Raw genomic sequence first — 20441 nt, 5'->3', positions numbered from 1 at the left:
GCCCGGCTTCGGCGCGCGCCGGGCGTGTGAACAGCGACCAATCCGCCGCGAGCAGGGCTCACGACGGCTCCGAGACCGGGTCGCTTCGACGGAACGGCCTCTCCGCATCGGGAAAGGGGTTGGTCCACGCCTCTGTCTGGTCCCGGACAGCGGGCGAGCGACGTCGGCGGCCAGGTCTCCTGGCTTGCGGGTCAACGATCGCCGTCCTCGCCTTCCCGGTCCCGCGGATGCGGTTCCAGTGACGCCGGGAGCGAACCCCCGGACCGGACGACGGCCTCACCGCCTACAGTTGCGGGCACAGCCGCGGTGTTCGACCGCGTTCCCTTAACCGCCTGGGCGGGCTTGTCGCAGCGCAGCGGAGGTTGCGCAAGATCCATCCTCCCTCGCGTAGCGGTGGAGGGGGACCGCCGCGCACTTGCGCGGGGGTGGAGGGGGCGACCCCGGACACGGTGCTGACTTCCGCCCCTTCTACCGCCTCGCGGTCCCCCTCCGCCGTGAAGAACGGGGGAGGATTTGCTTGAGACAACCCCTCCGATCCGTCACCTTGACGCCACGCCATGAACGCCCCGCTCGCCCATCCCCCGAAGATCGACGCCCTCGAGGGCGCGACCCCCGTCATGGCCCAGTTCCTGACGGCCAAGGCGTCGCAGCCGGATGCGATCCTGTTCTTCCGCATGGGCGATTTCTACGAGCTGTTCTTCAGGGACGCCGAGGTCGCGGCCGCCGCCATCGGCATCACCCTGACGAAACGGGGCAAGCATCAGGGCGAGGACATCCCGATGTGCGGCATGCCGGTGCATGCGGCCGAGGGCTATATCGCCCGGCTGATCCGCATGGGGTTCAAGGTCGCCATCTGCGAACAGATGGAGGATCCGGCCGAGGCCCGGAAACGCGGATCCAAGGCCGTGGTCCGGCGCGACATCGTGCGGGTCGTCACGCCGGGCACCCTGACCGAGGACAGTCTGCTGGACGCGCGGGGCGCGAACCGGCTGGCGGCCGTGGCGATCCGCAAGGGCCGCGCGGCCGTGGCCGTGGTCGAACTGTCGGCCGGGGCGGTCGACTGCGTCGCCTGCGAGATCGGCGACCTCGGCGCGACTTTGGCCGCCTTCCGCCCCAGCGAGGTGCTGGTCACCGACAAGGGGTTTTCCGATCCGGACCTGAAGGCCGCGCTCGACGGCTCGGGCGGCGTGGTCCAGGCCCTGGCCTCGGCCGTGGCCGAACCGGTGGCGGCGGGCGGACGCGTGGCCCGGCTGTACGGCGTCGCCTCGCTGGACGGGTTCGGGGCCTTCGAGGAGGCGGAGGTCTCGGCGCTGGGCCTGATCGCCGCCTATCTGGAGACCACCCAGGCCGGCAAGGTCCCGGCCCTGTCGCCGCCGCGGCGGTCGGGGGACGCGGGCTTCCTGGCCATCGATCCGGCGACGCGACTCTCGCTGGAGATCGACCGGACGCAGCGGGGCGAGCGCGAGGGGTCGCTGCTGGCCTGTCTGGACCGGACGGTGACCTCGGGCGGGGCGCGGGCCCTGGCCGAACGGATCGCCCGGCCGCTGCGCCATCCCGTCGAGATCAACCATGGACTCGACGCGGTCGAGTGGCTGCTGGAGCGGCGCTCGCTGCGGCGGGACCTGCGCGACGGGCTGAAGGCCTCGGCCGACGTGGCCCGGGCCGTGTCGCGGCTGGCGCTGGGCCGGGGCGGGCCGAGGGATCTGGGGGCCATCCGGGCGGGCCTGACGATCGCCGAGGCGCTGGCGGGCCTGTTCACCCTCTCGCCCGATCCCCTGACCGGGCCGCCGGCGCGGATCGTGGCCTGTCTCGACCGGCTGACCCTGTCGCCCGATCTGGCGCGGCTGATGCTGGACCTGGCCGGGGGTCTGGCCGACGAGCCGCCGCATCTGGCGCGCGACGGGGGCTTCGTGAAGCCCGGCTTCCGGCCCGAGCTCGACGCGGCGCGCACGCTTCGCGACGACAGCCGCCGGGTCGTGGCCGATCTGGAGGCCCGGGCCGTGGCCGAGAGCGGCGTGCCGTTCAAGGTGCGGCACAATGCGGTGCTGGGCTATTTCCTCGAGACCACGTCCAAACACGCCGAGCCCCTGTTCCGGGCTGGGCCCGAGAGCCCCTTCATCCATCGCCAGACCCTGGCGGCGCAGGTGCGGTTCACGACGGTCGAGCTGTCGGAGCTGGACGCGAAGATCAGCCAGGCGGGGCACCGGGCGCTCGCCATGGAGGGCGAGACCTTCGAGGTGTGGCGGCGCACGGTGCAGGACCTGGCGCGGCCGCTGCAGGCCGTGGCCGATGCGCTCGCCGAACTGGACGCCACCGCGGCCCTCGCCGAATGGGCCGAGGAGGTCGGGGCGGTGCGGCCCGTGGTCGACGACAGCCGCGTGTTCTCGGTCGAGGCCGGGCGGCATCCGGTGGTCGAGGCGGCGGTCAAGAAGGCGGGGGACCCCTTCACGCCGAACGACTGCAGACTGGACGGCGACGGGGCAGGGTGCGCGCGGCTGTCGATCGTCACCGGGCCCAACATGGCCGGCAAGTCGACCTTCCTGCGCCAGAACGCGCTTCTGGTGGTGCTGGCGCAGGCGGGTTGTTTCGTCCCGGCCAGGGCGATGCGGCTGGGCGTCGTCGACCGGCTGTTCAGCCGGGTCGGGGCGGGCGACGACCTGGCGCGGGGCCGCTCCACCTTCATGATGGAGATGGTCGAGACGGCCGCCATCCTGACCCAGGCGACGCCGTCCAGCTTCATCGTGCTGGACGAGATCGGGCGCGGCACGGCCACCTATGACGGCCTGGCCATCGCCTGGGCCTGCGCCGAGGCCCTGCACGACGTGAACCGCTCGCGCACCCTGTTCGCCACCCACTATCACGAGCTGGCGCGGCTGGAGGAGCGGCTGGACCACGTCTGCAACCTGTCCATGCGGGCCCGCGAGTGGAACGGCGACCTCGTCTTCCTGCATGAGGCCGTGCCCGGCGCGGCCGACCGGTCCTATGGCGTCCAGGTGGCCAAGCTGGCGGGCGTGCCCCCGGCTGTCGTCGCCCGCGCCCGCGCCGTGCTGGACCGGCTGGAGACGGAAAAGGCGGCACAGGGGAGGCTCGACGACCTGCCCCTGTTCGCCGTGATGGAGCCGCCGGCCCCGCCACAGACATCCGCGCTGGATGACGCCGTGGCCGCGCTGGACCCCGACGCGCTCAGCCCGCGCGAGGCGCTGGAGGCCCTGTATCGGCTGAAGGGTCTGAGCCGCCCGTGAGCGACAGCCTCGACGCCCGCCTCGACGCCATCGTCTCGGGCCCGGGCGTCCGCCCGGCCGTCGCCGCGGTCCTGAAGGCCCACCACGACGCGGCGCGCGAGAAGATCGCGGCGAAACTGGCCAACGGCCTGCCGGGGGTCGAGGTGGCCCGTCTGTACGCCGCCGCCGCCGACGACCTGCTAATCGCCCTGTGGCGGTTCACGACCGAGACCCTCTATACGTCCCACAATCCGACCGAGGCCGAGAAGCTGAGCCTGATCGCGGTCGGCGGATACGGCCGGGGCGTCCTGGCCCCCTTCTCGGACCTCGACCTCGTCTTCCTCCGGCCGTGGAAGACCACGGCCCGGACCGAGACGGTGGCCGAGTTCATGCTCTACGTCCTGTGGGATCTGGGGCTGAAGGTCGGGTCGTCAGCGCGGTCGGTGGAGGAGGCGCTGAGCCTGGCCCGGACCGACATGACCATCCGCACGGCCCTGCTGGAGGCGCGGCCCCTCGCGGGGGACGTCGCCCTGACCGAGAACTTCCTGTGGCGCTTCCGGGGCATGGTGACCAATGCCGATCCCCGCCCCTTCATCGCCGCCAAGATGGAGGAGCGCGACGGTCGCCACCAGAAGGCGGGGGCCACCCGCTACCGGGTCGAGCCCAATATCAAGGACGGCAAGGGGGCCTTGCGCGACCTCAACGCCCTGTTCTGGATCGCCCGGTCGCTGGCCCCGGAAAGCCCGCTCGGGGCCAAGGTGCTGGACGAGCTTCTGACCGCCCGCGAGCGGCGCACCTTCGAGGAGGCGTTCGACTTCCTGTGGCGGGTGCGCTGCCACCTGCATCTGGCGGCCGGACGCGCCGAGGAGAAGCTGACCTTCGACCTCCAGCCCGAGGTCGCGCGGCGCATGGGCTGGCGCGGGCGGGGCGACGAGCCGGCGGTCGAGCGGTTCATGCGCCGGTACTTCCTCGTCGCCCGCGACGTCGGGGCCCTGACCCGGGCCATGAGCGCCACGTTGGAGGCCCGGCATCAAAAGAAGACCATGAGCCTGTCGCGGCTGATCCCGGGGCGCCGGCGCGACCTCGGCGTCGCGGGCTTCATCGAGGACGGCGGGCGGCTGTCGATCACGGGACCGGAGGTCTTCGCCGAGGACCCGGTCAAGCTCTTGACCCTGTTCGTCACCGCCGACCAGCACGACCTGGACGTCCATCCCCACGCCTTCTCCGCCGTGACCCGCGCCCTGTCGCTGGTGACGCCCCGGCTGCGGCGCGACCCGCGCGCGACGGCCGCCCTGCTGCACGTCCTGGCCCACGGCCAGCGGCCCTACCGGGTCCTGACCATCATGAACGAGGCCGGGCTGCTGGGCCGGTTCCTGCCGGAATGGGGCCGGATCGTCGGCCAGACCCAGTTCAACATGTACCATGCCTATACGGTCGACGAGCACACCCTGCAGGCCATCGGCATCATCAACGACATCCAGCGCGGCAAGCTGAGGGACGACCATCCCCTCGCCAGCGAGGTGATCCACCTGATCGCCGACCCCGAGGCCCTGATGCTGGCCATGTTGCTGCATGACGTCGGCAAGGGCGGCGAGCGCGGCCAGCTGGAAGACGGGGCCATCGCCGCGCGCCGGGCCTGCGAGCGGCTGGGGATCGAGACGCGGCGGATCGAGATCGTCGTCTGGCTGGTCCGCCATCACCTGGCCCTGTCGGATTATGCCCAGAAGCGCGACATCTCCGACCCGGCGACGGTCCAGGCCTTCGCCGAGATCGTGGGCGATCCGGAGCGGCTGCGCATGCTGCTGGTCCTGACCGTGGCCGACATCCGCGCCGTGGGCCCCGGCGTCTGGAACAGCTGGAAGGGCCAGCTGATGCGCACCCTGTACGGCCGGGTCGAGGCCCTGTTCCGGGGCGAGGACGCGGTGGGGGCCGATCCTCTGGCCGACCATGCCGATCTGGTGGCGCGGGCCTGCACCACTGGCGCCGCGGCCGAGGCCCGTCAGGGGCCCGGCACGATGGAGGCCACGACCGAGATCGCCCTCGCCGCCCGCGACCGTCCCGGCCTGTTCGCCGATCTGACGGCGGTGCTCGCAGCCGCCGGGGCCGATGTGGCCGGGGCCCGGGTGGCCACCGCCGCCGACGGCACGGTGCTGGACGTCTTCCAGGTCCAGGACGGGGCCGACCGGCCCTATGGCCAGGACGAGCCGCGCCGCCTGACCTCCCTGATCGCGGCCCTGGAGGCGGCGGCCCGGGGCGAGACGCCGGTCGCCCCGCCCGCCATGCCCGCGCCCTCGCCGCGCCGGGCCGTGTTCGACGTCCGCCCGGTGGTCATGATCGACCCCTCGGCCAGCGAGGGGGCGACGGTGATCGAGGTCTCCGGTGCCGACCGCCCGGGCCTGCTGGCCGAGCTGTCGCGGACCCTGTCGGACCACGCCCTGTCGATCCGCTCGGCCCATGTCGCCGGCTTCGGCGAGCGGGCCGTCGACAGCTTCTATGTAACGGACGCCAGGGGCCGGAAGATCACCTCCGAGGCCGTGCTGGACGAGGTCCATGCGGCGCTGGAGGCGGTGCTGGACCGCGCCCCCGAACCGCCCCAGGGCCGGCGCATCACCGCCGCCCGCGCCAGCGCCCGCGACGTCTCCGATCTGCGGCCCAGGAAGCCCATTTCGCCGGACGCGGAACCGCGCTAAGCGCGGATGTCTCCCCGCGAGCCTGTCTGCCGAATGAGCCTCCGTCCATGAGTCTGGCCCGCAACACGCTCGTTCAGGCGACGCTGACGCTCGGCAGCCGCATCCTGGGCTTCGCGCGCGACCTGGTGCTGTCGGCCCGGTTCGGCCAGGGGCCGATGATGGACGCCTTCACCACGGCCCTGATGCTGCCCAACATGTTCCGCCGGCTGTTCGCGGAAGGGGCCTTCGCCCAGGCCTTCGTGCCCATCTACGGCGGCGTGCGGGCGCGGGACGGGGACGAGGCAGCGGCCGTCACGGCGTCCGAGGCCCTCAGCTTCATGTTCGCGGTCGTGGCCGGCTTCTGCATCCTGCTGCAGATCGCCATGCCCTGGATCATGCCGCTCCTGCTGTCGGCCTGGAAGGACGACAGCGGGGTGATGTTCGCGGCCACCACCGCCGCCCAGCTGACCATGCCCTATCTGGCCTGCATGACCATCGCGTCGCTGCTGTCCGGCGTGCTCAACACCTCGGGCCGGTTCGCCCTGTCGGCGGGCGTGCCGGTGTTTCTGAACCTGTGCACCCTCGTGCCCCTGCTGGCCCCCAGCCTGATCCCGATGAGCCAGCCGACGACGCTGCTGGCCGTCTCCGCCGCCGTCACCGTCTCCGGCGTCATACAGGCCGGCCTGCTGTGGTGGGGCGTCCGGCGCCTCGGCATCCGGCTGAACCTGTCCTGGCCCCGGCTGACGGCGGGCGTCGCGCGCACGCTGAAACTGGCCATCCCCGGCGTGCTGGCGGGCGGCGCCCTGCAGCTGAACTCGGTCGTCAGCCAGCTGCTGACCGGCTCGAACGAGGGCGCGCGTTCGGTGCTGTACAACGCCGACCGCCTGTACCAGCTGCCGCTCGGCCTCGTCGGCGTCGCCATCGGCCTGGCCCTGGTGCCGCGCCTGACCAGGGCCTTCGTCAGCGGCGACCACGAGGGCGGGCGACGCACGCTGGACGACGGCATCACCCTGTCGATGGCCTTCACCCTGCCGGCCGCCGTGGCCCTGTTCGTCATTCCCTTCTTCATCATCGACGCGACCGTGACGCGCGGGGCCTTCACCAGCCTGGACGCCGCCCGCACCGCCGACGTGCTGCGCCAGTTCGCCTGGGGCGTGCCGGCCTTCGTCCTCGCCAAGGTCCTGACCCCGCCCTTCTTCGCACGCGAGGACACGCGCCGGCCGATGATCTTCGCCGTCATCTCGGTCGTGGTCACCGTCGCCCTGGGGTCGGGCCTGTTCTTCTGGTTCAGCCGCAGCGGCGTCGACGGGGTGCTGGGCCTGGCCATCGCCACCTCCGTCTCGGCCTGGATCAATGTCGCGCTTCTGGGCGGCACCCTGATCCGCGAGGACGTCTGGGCCCCCTCGGCCCGGTTCGTCGGACGGTTCTCGCGCGTGCTGGCCGCCTCGGCCGTCATGGCCGCCGTCCTGATCCCCGCCAGCCTGTTCTACAGCGACCTCAGCCGGATCCTGTTCGCCAAGGAGATCGCGGTGATCGCGGTCGTCGGCGCGGGCGCTCTTGTGTATGGCGTCTGCATCGTGCTTTTCCGCGCCGTCAGCGTCTCCGAACTGAAGGCGACGCTGAAGCGTGAACCGGGGGCCTCCGCCCCGACCGGACTGGATTGATGACCGACGCCTCGCCCACCACCCCCGCCTACACCGGCCCGCGCCGTATCCTCTCGGGCATCCAGGCCTCGGGTGCCCTGCACCTGGGCAACTATCTGGGGGCCCTGAAGCGGTTCACCGCCCTGCAGGACAGTGGCGCGCCCTGCTTCCTGTTCGTGGCCGACCTGCACGCCATCACCGTCTGGCAGGACCCGGCCCTGCTGGCCGCCCAGACGCGCGAGATCGCCGCCGCCTACATCGCCTCGGGCCTCGACCCCGCGACCTCGACCATCTTCCCCCAGTCGGCCGTTCGGGCCCATTCGGAGCTGGCCTGGATCCTCAACTGCGTCGCCCGCCTCGGCTGGCTGGACCGGATGACCCAGTTCAAGGAGAAGTCGGGCAAGCACAAGGAACGCTCCTCGGTCGGGCTCTATACCTATCCGGTGCTCCAGGCCGCCGACATCCTGCTGTACAAGGCCACCGAGGTGCCGGTCGGCGAGGACCAGAAGCAGCATCTGGAACTGACCCGCGACATCGCCGCCAAGTTCAACACCGACTTCAACGCCCCGGGCTTCTTCCCCCTGCCCGAGCCCCTGATCCAGGGGCCGGCGACGCGGGTCATGAGCCTGCGCGACGGGGCCGCCAAGATGTCCAAGTCCGACCCCTCGGACCAGAGCCGCATCAACCTGACCGACGACGCCGACACCATCGCCGCCAAGATCAGGAAGTCCAAGACCGACATGGGCGTGATGCCCGCGCCGGGCGATGTCCTGGATGACCGGCCCGAGGTGCGGAACCTGATCGCCATCTATGCCGCCCTGTCGGACACGACGCGCGAAGCGGTCACCGCCCAGTTCGCGGGTCAGGGCTTCGGGGCCTTCAAGCCCGCCCTGGCCGACCTGGCCGTCGCGGCCCTGGCCCCCGTCACGGCCGAGATGCGCCGCCTGATGGACGACCCGGCCGAGATCGACCGCGTTCTGAAGGACGGGGCCGAGCGCGCTGCCGCCATCGCCGACCCGGTGGTCGACGAGGTCAAGAAGATCGTCGGTTTCTGGCGCTGAGCGCGTCCCCGCCTTCGCGAGGATGACAAGGGAATGAGCGGGTTTCGGACCCGACGTCGGCGTGGGGCTGGCGCGGAGACGACCGCCCGCTAAAGCTTCGCCATGACCCACCCCCTGGACCGCGCCGTCTGGAACGCCCTGACGACCCGACTGTCGGCCTTCGCCACGGCGGACTCGGACGACCGGGCCGTGCGCATCGATCCGGAGGTCGGCGTCTTCCTCGCGGGCGCCGACGCCAGGCCGGAAAGCCTCGCGGCCATGGCCGGGCTGGCGCTCCGCCATCCCGGGGCCGGAATGATCGAACGGGCCGGCAGCGCGATGGCCGCGCTCGACGTGCCGGGCGTCGCGGTCGTCGACCGCATCCCCCTGGTCCAGATGGTGGCCACCGCCCTGACGCCGGGCGGTCCCGACCTCGCCTTCGAGACCCTGACCGAGGCCGATGCACCGGAGATGCTGGCCCTGGCCACCCTGACGAAACCCGGCCCCTTCCGGTCGGCGACGCGGCGGCTGGGTCCCTTCATCGGGGTCAGGCAGGACGGCCGGCTGGTCGCCATGGCCGGTCGGCGGATGCGGGTCGACGGCTTCACCGAACTCAGCGGGGTCTGCACCCATCCCGACTGGCGCGGCCGGGGCTATGCGGCGGGCCTGTCGCGCGCGGTGGCGGGCGAGATCCTCGCGTCGGGCGAGGGGGTCTTCCTGCATGCCTTCGCCGGGCATGACGCCACGATCGCCTTCTATCGGTCGCTGGGATTCGAGATCCGGGCCCCGATGACCTATACGCGGCTCGCCGAGGGAGACCGTCCATGAGCGAACACGTCGCCACCATCGACTGGTGCCGGGGCGATCAGCCCTTCGCCGACAACCGCTATTCGCGCGCCCACGACTGGACGTTCGACGGGGGGGCGGTGGTGCGCGGGTCCTCGGCCCCGTCCAGCGTCGCCGTGCCGATGTCGGATCCGGCCGCCGTCGACCCGGAGGAGGCGTTCGTCGCGGCGCTCTCCAGCTGCCACATGCTGTTCTTCCTCGCCTTCGCGGCCAAGGCGGGGTTCGTGGTCGACCGCTACCGCGATGCGGCGATCGGCGTGCTGGGCCGGGACGATCGCGGAAAGACCTCGATGACGGTCGTGACCCTGCGGCCCGAGGTCGTCTTCAGCGGCGCAGGACCCGACGCGGCGGCCCTGGCCGACCTGCATCACCGCGCGCACGAGGCCTGCTACATCGCCAACTCGGTCCGGGCCGAGGTGCGGGTCGAGCCGGTCTGAGCCTCAGGCCAACGGCGGCGCGACGGCCGCGTCCTCCAGCAGGGCGACGAACCGGCGGATCGCCTCCTGCGTCAGGTCGGGATCGTAGCGCATCGGCAGGGCGGTCATCGGCTCGTCGAAGCTGTGGGTGCCGTCCGCGACCCAGGTCTCGACCTCGGCTCCGCAGTTCCTGACCATGGCGTGGATGCGCTCGGCGTTGCGCACGGTCGTCAGGTGATCCTTGGCAGAGATCACCGCGAGGGTCTTCGGGCAGTGTTTCCACGGCCGCATGCGGTTCAGGGCGGCGACGCCGACGTAGGGGTAGGCCAGATAGGTCGCCTGGACCCCGTCCAGCGATACGGCACCGGGATCGGCCACGCCCAGCGACGGCAACGACCGGTCCGCGCTCATCGCCTCCATGATGCCCCAGCCGCCGTGGCTCCAGCCGGCCAGCACCAGTTTGGAGGCATCGACGTCGGGCCGCGCCGACACGCCCCGGATGGTCGCCAAGATGTCGCCCGCCCGCTCGTGCCCGCGTAGCATCAGGCCGGTGCAGACGGTGGCCATGGCGAACTGCCGGCTCCAGCCGCGCGGCGCGTAGGAATCCACGATCACCGCCCGCCACCCGGCCGCCTTCGCCGCCGCCGCATACATCGGCAGATGCCCCCTCAGCCCGCCGCAGCCGTGGAACAGCAGCGCCGTCGGCCGGGGGCGGTCGTCGTCGGGGCCGACGACGGCGGTGAAGGGCTCAAGCCGGGCCCAGCGATCTGAAAGCGTGTCCATATGCGCAGTCATAGTCTCCTCCCTGTCGCGGAGCGATGGGGAGGTGGCTCCGTGGCGAAGCGGAGGAGACGGAGGGGTTCTGAGTGCACGCAGAACCCCTCCGTCAGCTCGCGAAGGGCTCGCTGCCACCTCCCCATTCGCTGCGCGAACAGGGAGGAGACATTCTTCAGTGCCGGAATACGCGCACGCCGGTGAAGGCCATGGCGATGCCGCGTTCGTCGGCGGCGGCGATGACCTCCTCGTCGCGCATCGAGCCGCCGGGCTGGATCACCGAGGTGGCCCCGGCCGCGACGGCTTCCAGCAGGCCGTCGGCGAAGGGGAAGAAGGCCTCGGAGGCGCAGGCCGAGCCCTGGGCCAGCGAATGGGCCAGGCCCTTGGCTTCTCCGGCCTCGCGGGCGCGGATGGCGGCGATGCGGGCCGAGTCGCGGCGGTTCATCTGGCCGGCGCCGATGCCGGCGGTCTGGCCGTCCTTGGCATAGACGATGGCGTTGGACTTGACGTGCTTGGCCACGGTGAAGGCGAACAGCATGTCCTCGATTTCCTGCGGCGTCGGCTGGCGGCGGGTGACGATCTTCAGGTCGGCGGGCCGGATCAGGCTGCGATCGCGGCTCTGGACCAGGAAGCCGCCGGCCACGCTGCGGAACACCTCGCCCGGACCGTGCGGGTCGGGCAGGCCGTCGGTGATCAGCAGGCGCAGGTTCTTCTTGGCGGCGAAGACCGCCTTCGCCTCGTCGTCGGCCCCGGGGGCGATGACGACCTCGGTGAAGATCTCGGTGATGGCCCGGGCATCCGCCCCGTTCAGCGGCCGGTTGACGGCGATGACGCCGCCGAAGGCCGAGACCGCGTCGCATTCCAGGGCGCGGGCGTAGGCCTCGGACAGATTCTTGCCGACGGCGACGCCGCACGGGTTGGCGTGTTTGACGATGACGCAGGCCGGGGCCTCGAACTCGGCCACCAGCTCATAGGCGGCGTCGGCGTCGGCGATATTGTTGTAGCCCAGCTCCTTGCCCTGGATCTGCTGGGCATAGGCGACGCCGGGGCGGGCCTCGCCGGTGCGGTAGAAGGCCCCCGTCTGGTGCGGGTTCTCGCCATAGCGCAGCGTCTGGGCCAGCGATCCGGCGATCGCCTTGCGGGCCGGGGCGGCGTCGCCCAGCTGACCGGCGAACCAGCCCGACACGGCGGCGTCATAGGCGGCGGTGCGGGCGAAGGCGCGGGCGGCAAGCCGCTTCCTCAGGGCCAGCGACGTCGTGCCGTCGGCCTTCAGGGCGTCGACGATCTCGCCGATCGAGGCGGCGTCGACGGCCACGGCGACATAGCCGTGGTTCTTGGAGCCCGAGCGGATCATGGCTGGGCCGCCGATGTCGATGTTCTCGATCACGGCGTCGAAGCCCGCGCCCGAGGCCACGGTGGATTCGAACGGGTACAGATCGATCCAGACGATATCGATCGGACCGATGCCGTGGGCGTCCATGGCCGCCTTGTGGTCGGCGGCGTCGCGCACGCCCAGCAGGCCCCCATGGACCACCGGGTGCAGGGTCTTGACCCGCCCGTCCATCATCTCGGGAAAGCCCGTCAGGTCGGCCACGTCCTTCACCGGCAGGCCGAACCCGGCGATGGCCGCGCGCGTCCCCCCGGTCGAGACCAGCTCGACCCCGGCGTCGTGCATGGCGCGGGCCGCGTCCTCCAGCCCGGCCTTGTCGGACAGGGAGATCAGGGCGCGGACGGGTTTGACGGCGTCGGGTGCGGGCGGAAAGTCGGGAGCGGCGGGCATGGGGCGGTCCTGGGAGGGCAAGCTGGGGAGAGCGTGGGACGCGCGGCCCTTAGCATCCGCCGCCGCGCCGCGTCACCCCGATGCGCTCAGGAAGGCGGCGTATCGGCGGCCCGCACGCCCGCGAAGGTCCAGCGCAGCGTCCTGGCCAGCCCCATCGTCCCGGCCCGCACCAGAGGCCGGGTCAGGACCGGGGCCGACAGCCCGTGCATCTGTCTCGCCCAGACGGGCAGCAGCTCGACCCCCGCCTGCAGCGTCATGGTCTGGATCGGGGCGGTGGCCGGGCTGGACGGGGGCTGGCTCAGGACCAGACGCGCGACCTCGCGGGTGCGCGCGTCGACCCGCAGCTGCGGCCGCATCCGGTCGATCAGGCGGCGCGCCTCCAGCCGGGTGCGGGGCAGGGGATCGGCTCCCAGCATGGCCCCCATGGTCGCCATCTCGGCGAAATAGCGGTCCTGATCGGCCGCCGACATGCCCGGCTCGCCATAGCGGATCCAGCCGTTCAGGAAGCTCCAGCACTCCGTCACATGGACCCAGGCCAGCAGCTCGGGATCGGACACCCGATAGGCCTCGCCCGACGGCAGGGTCCCGCCCAGATGGCTGTGGATGGTCCGCACCCGGTCGATGGCCCGCGTGGCATCCTCGGGTCCGCCATAGGTGGTCATGGCGATGAACCGCGCGGTCCGCCGGAGCCGCCCGTGCATGTCGGCGCGGAAGTTGGAGTGGTCCCAGACCCCGGCCAGCACCTTGGGATGCAGCATCTGCAGCAGCAGGCCCGACACCCCGCCGACGAGCATGCCCACGACGTCGCCATGGACCCGCCAGGCGACCGAGTCGGGCCCGAACAGCCCGTCGGGGCGGCGCACGATCGGCGTCTCGCCCTTGGTCGGGTCGTTGAACATGGCCACGACCTGCTTCGCGATGGCCCGCTGGGCGACAAGCGCCAGCGGGGGGGCGATGGCGCGCTGCGTCCGCGGGGTGAGGGGGCCCCTGGCCATCAGCGCGGGTCGGGCTGGATGTCGACCGAGGCGGCGGGGCACATCAGGCGGAAGGCGGCGGTCAGGACATAGCCTCCGCCCGCTCCGGAATAGTCCCGGATCTCGCCGCTGGCCACGTCCTGCCAGACCGGCGCGATCTTGCCGCCCTCGCCCGGTTCGTCGCGGACCCAGCGGGCGGAACTGCCGTCCGAGACCGTGCGGGCGAGACAGTCGGCGGTCATGGTCTCGACCGGCTGTTCGACCTTCTCGGCGGCGCAGCGGGCGAGGACCTCGGTGTCGTCGGGCCCGGCATAGCCGATGCAGTAGTCGTAATTGTCCTGCGCCGTCGTCCGGCCCGTCAGGGTCGCCGAGGCCGTGTCGACGCCCTCGATCGACAGGATCTCGGCGCGCGGCACGTGATTTCCGAACCAGACATAGCGCGTCGGGGCGCCGGGCGTCGCCGTGGGCGTTCCGGCGGACCCGGCGGCGGGAGACGCCAGGGCGGGCGCGGAGGCCTCCGGGGCCGCTTCGGGGGCGGGCTTGCAGGCGGCGAGCAGGAACAGCAGGGCGGCGACGATCGGCTTCATGGCGTTCCTCGTCCCCGTGACATCAGACCGGGTCGCCCGCGGCCCCGGCCGGAGACAGCTTCCAGCGGATCCGGGTTTCCGCGTCGGTCCGGGCCGATCCGCGCACCACGACCTGCAGCGAGCGCCGCGTCAGCCCGTCCTCGACATGCACGGACGGCTCGATCGCCACGTCCGGCCCGTCGGTCCGGAACCACCAGCCACGGCCCGAATGACCGCGCAGCAGGATGGAGCGCCGGTCGCGCGCCAGCGACGCCTGCGCCCCCGGCTCCAGATGGAACCGCACCGCATAGGGGGCGGCGATGGCCCGCACGACGTCGCGGTGGTCGGGGCAGGGATGCAGCCGTTCCTCGGCCCGCAGCTCGTCCAGCCTCTGGTCCAGATACAGGCGGCGCTGATGCAGCAGGCCGTACTGGACGGCCCAGGCGTCGTGTTCGACCTCCAGCCAGACTGCCCCGTCGCCGTCGCGCTGTTCGGTGGTGCATCGGTAGGGCCGTCCGAACAGGCGCGGGCCCAGAAGCTCGCCCTTCCACCCGCCCAGCGGTTCGGCGAACGACTGCTCGCCCAGGGTCAGGGTCGAATGTCCGGGGGCCAGCCGCAGGCCCTGCCGGTCGGCCGCGCGTGGCGTCCAGCCGCAGCCCGTGATCAGCCGGTCCTTGCCGCAGACGATCTCGAGCGCCAGGGGCTGGGCGCAGGCCGTCTCCGACCATGCGCCCTTGCCGGGCGATCCCGCGTCGGCGACGATGGTCAGCAGGGGCGAGCGGATCCGCGTCAGCCCCCCGACCGTGCCCGCCACCCCGCCAGGCGCCTCGGCATGATCGTCATGGGCGCGGGCGGCCGCGACCCGGGCCGTCGTGGAGGGTCCGCCCCCCTGGAAGCCCGCCAGCCGCCCGTCGGGCAGGGTCTGCAGCCGCAGCGCCGTGGTCAGGCGCAGGATGGCGCCGGCCATGGCCTCGGGCACCGGCTCCGACAGCTGCGACAGGGCGTCGTTCAGGCTCAGCAGGTCCAGCAGCAGTTCCAGCCCCGCTTCCGGACTGCGCGAGGCATGGCTGCCGTCCCCGAACACGGTGACGCGCAGGGCGCCCGTCAGCCGCCCCAGCGCCGCGCGCCGGATGCGGGCCCCCGGAGGTCCTGCCAGGACGCAGCCCGTCAGGGCCGCGGCGACCAGGCGTTCGGCCTTGCCCGCCAGCCCGCCGGGCGGCCGCAGCAGCTGACGCGCTTGACGCCCCAGGACGTCGGCCAGCCGCAGCCGGTCGGCCTCGGAGGCGACCGCCCCCATGCGCCGGGCCGCGCACGCCAGGTTGAAGGTGCGGCGCGCCAGGATCTGGGGGTCCCAGGCGAACGGCGACCAGCGGGCGAAGGCCTCGGCCCAGATCAGGGTCAGCCGCACGGCCTCGCGCGCCCCGCGGTCCTCCTGCAGCATCAGCGACGGCAGCCAGGCGAAGGCGTGCAGGTCGGTGGCGAAGGCCTTCGACGGACTGGGCCGGTTGAAGGGATCGGCCGGGGCCTCGGCCTCCATATGCGTCCCGGCCAGATGGAAGCGCCCGCCCAGAATGGCCTTGCCGACGGCCGGGTCCACGGGGCGGAAATCGCGCGGCGTGGCGGCGAAGGCCACGGCCTTGCCCGCCGCCAGCGTCATCGCATAGCCGGGCAGGCCGTACAGTTCGATCCACATCTGGCGGGTCAGAACCCGTCCGGCGATGGCCGGCCACAGGGCCGGGCCCGTCTGGGCGCCGCTGGTCCGGACCGGCGTGCGCACCGGCGCGCCCCTCAGGCCGGGAATGGCACCCTCGCCGACCGTCGGCGGCGCGGCGCGTTCGGCGAAGGGCCCGACCGGGCTCATGCAGCTTTCAGCGCGGCGATGTTGGCGGCATAGGCGTCCGGCCCGCCCCGGAACACGGCGGTTCCGGCCACGAGGGCGTCGGCCCCGGCGGCGACGCAGGCCCCGGCATTGGCCGCCGTCACCCCGCCGTCGACCTGCAGGTGTGCGGACGATCCGGCCGCGTCCAGCATCGCCCGGGTCCGCTCAATCTTCTTCAGGGTCGAGCCGATGAACGACTGCCCGCCGAAGCCCGGATTGACCGACATCAGCAGCACCAGGTCGACCAGCTCGATCACGTCCTCCAGCACGCTCAGCGGCGTGCCGGGGTTCAGCACCACGCCGGCCTTCGCGCCCAGCTGGCGGATGCGCCCCAGGGTCCGGTGCAGGTGGGGCCCGCTTTCGGGATGGACGGTCAGGATGTCGGCCCCGGCCTCGCGGTAGGCCTCCAGCCACGGATCGACCGGCGCGACCATCAGGTGGACGTCGAACGGCAGGGAGGTGTGGGGGCGCAGCGCCTTCACCACGTCCGGGCCGATGGTGATGTTGGGCACGAAATGGCCGTCCATCACGTCGACGTGGACCCAGTCGGCCCCCGCCGCCTCGATCGCGGCGACCTCGGCACCCAGTTTGGCGAAGTCCGAGGCCAGGATGGACGGGCAGATCAGGGGCGTTGTCGGCATGGTCAGGGGATAGGCCGGGAGCGCGACAGGGGCAAGCGCGGCGGATCGCATCGTGGCCCTCCGCTCGACGGCCGCCGCTTGACGCCCCCCCGCTTGACGTGGCCGCCCGACTGGGGCTCCGTCCTGCCGTTCGCGGTTACCCGGAGCCTCCATGCGTCTCGCCCGCCTCTCCCGTCTGGTCCTGCCGCTGATCCTGACGGCCTGCGCCGCCACGCCCCCGCCGCCGCCCCCGCCGCCCATGCCCGCGACGACGGTTTCGGGCAGCATCAACACCGGGGCGCTGCGCGACTGGCGCGGCATCGTCCGCTCGGCCGACCGCGATCGCTATGCCCGCCGCGACGCGGCCTGGCGGCTGGCGCTGGAACAGGCGCGTCGCCAGACCGGCTCGGGCGACCTGCGGTCCCTCGGCGACCTGATCGAGCCGGGCGCGGCGCGCCGCGACGTCACCCCGCCGGTCGGGGCGTACCGCTGCCGCACGGTGAAGCTGGGCTCCCAGGGCGGGGAACAGGGTCTGGGCTATGTCGTCTACGACTGGTTCGCCTGCCGCATCGAGGCCACGCCGCGCGGGCTGAAATTCTCCAAGACCACGGGCTCCCAGCGCCCGTCCGGCCTGCTGTTCCCCGAGGACGACCGCCAGATGGTCATGCTGGGGTCCCTGGCCCTGGCCGTCGAGCCGCCCGCCAACTCCTATGGCCAGCGGCCGGAACGCGACCTGATCGCCGTGCTGGAACGCATCGGCGAGGCGCGCTGGCGGCTGGTCATCCCCTGGCCCCAGACCGAATCCAACCTCGACCTGATCGAACTGGTCCCGGCCTGACGGTGCCCCGCCCCGGCGTGAAAGGTCCTGCAGACGTCGCGATCGTCGGCGCGGGTCCGACCGGCCTGGCCCTGGCCCTGATGCTCCGGCGTCAGGGCCGCCGCGTCGTCGTGCACGAACGGTTCGACGCGCCGCGTCCGATCGGCGCGGGCTTCATGCTGCAGTCGACCGGCCTGTCTGTGCTGGACCGGCTGGGTCTGACGGCCCGGATCACCGCGCTCGGCCAGCCGCTGAACCACGTCTTCGGGCGGGAGGCGCGCCGTCGCCGGGTCGTGCTCGACGTCAAATACTCGGACCTGAAGACGCCCCGCCCCGACGGCATCAACGCCCTGGGCGTCCACCGGGCGACGATCTTCCACGTCCTGCACGACGCCTGTCTGGCCGAGGGGGTCCAGTTCCAGACCGACACCGAGGTCGTGGCCGCGTCCGGCGGGCGGATGACGACGGCCCGGGGCGGGACCGGCCCGACCTTCGATCTGGTCGTCGACGCCTCGGGCGCGCGCTCGCCGGTCGCTCACGCCCTGGGGGTCGCGCAGGGGTCGCGCCGCGCCGAACTGCCGTGGGGCGCGCTGTGGGCCACCGTGCCCTGGCCCGGGACCCCCTTCGACGAGGGCGCGCTGGAACAGGTCTATCGCGGGGCCTCGCGCATGATCGGCGTCCTGCCCTGCGGCACCCGGCCGGACGGCCCCGACCGGCTGGCGACCTTCTTCTGGAGCCTAAAGCACGCCGACCACCCCGAATGGCGGGCGACGGGGCTGGAGCCGTGGAAGGCCGAGGTCCGCGGCCTGTGGCCCGAGGTCTCGCCCGTGCTCGACACCCTGACCGATCCGGACCAGCTGACCCTCGCCCGCTACGGCCACCACACCCTGCCCCTGCCGGTTGCCGACCGTCTGGCCGTCGTCGGCGACGCGGCCCACTCCACCAGCCCCCAGCTGGGCCAGGGCGTGAACATGGGGCTGCTGGACGCCCAGGCCCTGGCCGACGCGCTGGAGGCCCATGCCGATCTGGGCGAGGCGCTGTCGGCCTATGCCGCGGCGCGGCGTTGGCACGTGCGGCTGTACCAGGCCCTGTCGATGGGCTTCACCCCCTTCTACCAGGCCGACGGCAAGTCCCTGCCCTGGGTCCGCGACCACGTGCTCGGCAAGCTCGCCCGCCTGCCCTTCGCCGCCCGGATGCTGGCCGCGACCGTGTCGGGGGTGCTGCTGGATCCGCGATCGTCTCCCTCCCCCTCGGGGGAGGGTGGTCGGAGCGCAGCGGAGACCGGGTGGGGGCGGCAAGGCGATACGACGCAGGTCTGAGTCCGGCTTGCCTTACCCGCCCCACCCGATCGCTTCGCGATCTGCCCTCCCCCGAGGGGGAGGGAGACCGTCACCGTCTCACACCCGCGTCAGCCTCAGGTCCTGGTAGTCGTAGCTGAAGTCGATATCCGGGCTCACGCCCTTGACCGTCGCCCGCACCGGTCGCCCGTCCTCGATCTCGAAGGTGACGAAGGCGTCTTCCTCGCGCTTGTCGGGGAAGCGGGTGCGCAGGGTGTTGCCGTCATAGGGTTCCAGCGGCCCCTGAAGCGCGGCGTTGCGGGTGAAGGTCAGCCACAGGCCGACGTCGCGGGCCTCGATCGTGATGTCGCCGTACCAGGGATCGCGCCAGGTCCCGACGAAGGCCGACAGCGGCAGGGTGGGCGGCGCGCCGGCGGCCTGTTTCGCGTCGATCTCGGTGGCCGCCTTCAGCGACTCCGCGATCCCCTCGGCCTCCAGCCGTTTCGAATCCGCGATCCAGTCGAAGCCCTGTTTGCCCATCACGATGTCGACGAGGCCGCTGCGCAGGGTCCGCAGCAGGAAATTCTCCTCGGCGTTGGAGAAGACCGAGACCCCCGCCTTCCGGCCCGGGATCAGGACGGTGAAGGAGTTGCCGCCGGGCGAGCCGCCACCGTGGCTGACGATCCGCTCGCCGCGATAGTCCTGCACCTGATGGCCCATGGCGTAGGTCGAGGCGATGGCCCGGCCGGGCAGTTCGGCGGTCGGGCCGGGCGTGCCGGAGATGACCACGTTCGGACGCCACATCTCGGTCGCCCGGGCCTCGGTGAACAGCCGGGTCCCGTCGGGCATGGCCCCGTTTCCAAGCCTCAGGATCATCCACTTCGCCCAGTCGGCCGGCGAGGCGCAGATGCCGCCCGCGGCCGCGGCCGAATCCCAGTTCCAGATGCCGACGATACTGTCCGCGATCTTCGTCATCTCGCCCTGATAGCGCAGCGGCGGCCCGATCCGGGCGTGGGGCAGGGCGGACCGGGCCGGATCCGCCTGGCTGGCCATCGGCACGGTGTCGGTCATGCCCAGCGGGTCCAGCACCCGGGTCTGGACGAAGGCCTCCCACGTCAGGCCCGAGACCGCCTCCAGCACCGCCCCGGCGACCACGAACATCAGGTTGCAGTAGTGGTAGTTGGCCCGCAGCCCGTCCTCGATCGGCACGAAAGGCACGGCCGCCAGAACCTCGGCGCGGGTGCGGTCCGAGTTGGGCCAGAACAGCAGGTCGCCGGCCCCCAGGCCGAACCCGGCCCGGTGGCTCAGGGTGTCGCGCACGGTGATGTGCGCGCCGATATAGGGGTCCGACAGGGTGAAACCGGGCAGATAGGTCCGGACCGGTTCGTCCCACTTCACCTTGCCCTCGTCGACCAGCATGGCCAGGCAGGCGGCGGTGACGTTCTTGGTGTTGGAGGCGATGGCGAACAGGGTGTGCTCGTCGGCGCGCGCCGCCTGACCCTGCACCTTGACGCCATAGCCGCGCGTCAGCACCGCCTGACCGTCCTTCACGACCGCCACCCCCAGGGCCGGCTGATCCGGCCAGGCGGCCATGGCCGCGGTCACATAGGCATCGATCGCCTCGGCCAGACTGGCATCGTCGTTGGCCGCCTGGCTCCACGCGACGGCGGGCAGGGCGGCGGCTCCGGCCGAGGCGAACAGGGCTGAGCGGCGGGTCAGGCGGAAGGGCGAAACGGTCATGGGCGGCTCCGGGCAGGCGATCACGCTAGCGCCGCGCCGCCCGTGACGCCAGTCGGCGTCCGCGGCGTCCGCCATGCTTCCGCCACAACCGTGACCGGACCGTAACCTTCTGAAATCATGACGTTATGACAGGGTTGTAACTCGGGCCTGCGTCGATCGTCTGCTATCGGCGGGACATC

General features: G+C 72.3%; 15 protein-coding genes and 1 riboswitch. Of the genes, 8 read left to right on the top strand and 7 right to left on the bottom strand.

Features of this window, described 5'->3' with window-relative positions:
- Positions 1-172 precede the first annotated feature (172 nt).
- Positions 173-325: riboswitch (cobalamin riboswitch) on the bottom strand.
- Between the two features lie 232 nt (positions 326-557).
- The 6 genes from mutS to BRESU_RS01445 all read left to right on the top strand — a co-directional run bounded on the left by mutS (position 558) and on the right by BRESU_RS01445 (position 9856).
- Positions 558-3242, top strand: coding sequence for a DNA mismatch repair protein MutS (gene mutS, locus BRESU_RS01470; protein WP_013267712.1), 2685 nt, complete (start codon positions 558-560; stop codon positions 3240-3242).
- Entirely contained in the window at positions 3239-5911 is a 2673-nt protein-coding gene (glnD, locus tag BRESU_RS01465; RefSeq protein ID WP_013267711.1) for a [protein-PII] uridylyltransferase, read from the top strand. The genes mutS and glnD overlap by 4 nt, the downstream gene beginning before the upstream one ends.
- Positions 5912-5958: 47 nt before the next feature.
- Positions 5959-7554, top strand: a complete 1596-nt coding sequence (gene murJ / locus BRESU_RS01460) for a murein biosynthesis integral membrane protein MurJ (protein ID WP_013267710.1) — start codon at positions 5959-5961, stop codon at positions 7552-7554.
- Positions 7554-8594 carry a tryptophan--tRNA ligase gene (gene trpS / locus BRESU_RS01455; protein WP_013267709.1) on the top strand — a complete coding sequence of 347 codons (1041 nt, stop codon included), beginning with the start codon at positions 7554-7556 and terminating at the stop codon, positions 8592-8594. Before murJ ends, trpS begins: the two co-directional genes overlap by 1 nt.
- 102 nt (positions 8595-8696) lie before the next feature.
- Positions 8697-9401, top strand: coding sequence for a GNAT family N-acetyltransferase (locus BRESU_RS01450; protein ID WP_013267708.1), 705 nt, complete (start codon positions 8697-8699; stop codon positions 9399-9401).
- Positions 9398-9856 carry an OsmC family protein gene (locus BRESU_RS01445; RefSeq protein ID WP_013267707.1) on the top strand — a complete coding sequence of 153 codons (459 nt, stop codon included), beginning with the start codon at positions 9398-9400 and terminating at the stop codon, positions 9854-9856. The genes BRESU_RS01450 and BRESU_RS01445 overlap by 4 nt, the downstream gene beginning before the upstream one ends.
- A gap of 3 nt (positions 9857-9859) precedes the next feature.
- Here the strand turns inward: BRESU_RS01445 and BRESU_RS01440 are convergent, their stop codons facing one another.
- The 6 genes from BRESU_RS01440 to rpe form a co-directional block, all read right to left on the bottom strand.
- Complete coding sequence (locus BRESU_RS01440) at positions 9860-10618, bottom strand: dienelactone hydrolase family protein (protein ID WP_041761178.1); 759 nt, start codon at positions 10616-10618, stop codon at positions 9860-9862.
- A 166-nt stretch (positions 10619-10784) separates the two neighbouring features.
- Positions 10785-12389 (bottom strand): bifunctional phosphoribosylaminoimidazolecarboxamide formyltransferase/IMP cyclohydrolase, encoded by a 1605-nt coding sequence (gene purH, locus BRESU_RS01435; RefSeq protein WP_013267705.1) that lies wholly within the window; start codon positions 12387-12389, stop codon positions 10785-10787.
- A gap of 86 nt (positions 12390-12475) precedes the next feature.
- Complete coding sequence (locus BRESU_RS01430) at positions 12476-13384, bottom strand: oxygenase MpaB family protein (protein WP_013267704.1); 909 nt, start codon at positions 13382-13384, stop codon at positions 12476-12478.
- On the bottom strand, positions 13384-13950 hold the full coding sequence (locus BRESU_RS01425; protein WP_013267703.1) for a hypothetical protein: 567 nt from the start codon (positions 13948-13950) through the stop codon (positions 13384-13386). The genes BRESU_RS01430 and BRESU_RS01425 overlap by 1 nt, the downstream gene beginning before the upstream one ends.
- 22 nt (positions 13951-13972) lie before the next feature.
- A complete protein-coding gene (locus BRESU_RS01420) occupies positions 13973-15790 on the bottom strand; it encodes a heparinase II/III family protein (RefSeq protein ID WP_013267702.1) in 1818 nt (605 codons plus the stop codon).
- Positions 15787-16500, bottom strand: coding sequence for a ribulose-phosphate 3-epimerase (gene rpe, locus BRESU_RS01415; RefSeq protein ID WP_013267701.1), 714 nt, complete (start codon positions 16498-16500; stop codon positions 15787-15789). The genes BRESU_RS01420 and rpe overlap by 4 nt, the downstream gene beginning before the upstream one ends.
- Before the next feature lie 100 nt (positions 16501-16600).
- Between rpe and BRESU_RS01410 the strand changes: the two genes are divergently transcribed.
- On the top strand, positions 16601-17266 hold the full coding sequence (locus BRESU_RS01410; RefSeq protein WP_013267700.1) for a DUF4893 domain-containing protein: 666 nt from the start codon (positions 16601-16603) through the stop codon (positions 17264-17266).
- Positions 17267-17283: 17 nt separating this feature from the next.
- Entirely contained in the window at positions 17284-18564 is a 1281-nt protein-coding gene (locus BRESU_RS01405; RefSeq protein ID WP_083777578.1) for an FAD-dependent oxidoreductase, read from the top strand.
- A 78-nt stretch (positions 18565-18642) separates the two neighbouring features.
- Here BRESU_RS01405 and BRESU_RS01400 read toward each other — a convergent pair whose 3' ends face one another.
- Positions 18643-20262, bottom strand: coding sequence for a serine hydrolase (locus BRESU_RS01400; RefSeq protein WP_013267698.1), 1620 nt, complete (start codon positions 20260-20262; stop codon positions 18643-18645).
- Between the last annotated feature and the right edge of the window lie 179 nt (positions 20263-20441).

This window comes from Brevundimonas subvibrioides ATCC 15264, assembly GCF_000144605.1.
Taxonomy (GTDB): Bacteria; Pseudomonadota; Alphaproteobacteria; order Caulobacterales; family Caulobacteraceae; genus Brevundimonas; species Brevundimonas subvibrioides.
This window is presented reverse-complemented; position numbering and strand designations above follow the sequence as displayed.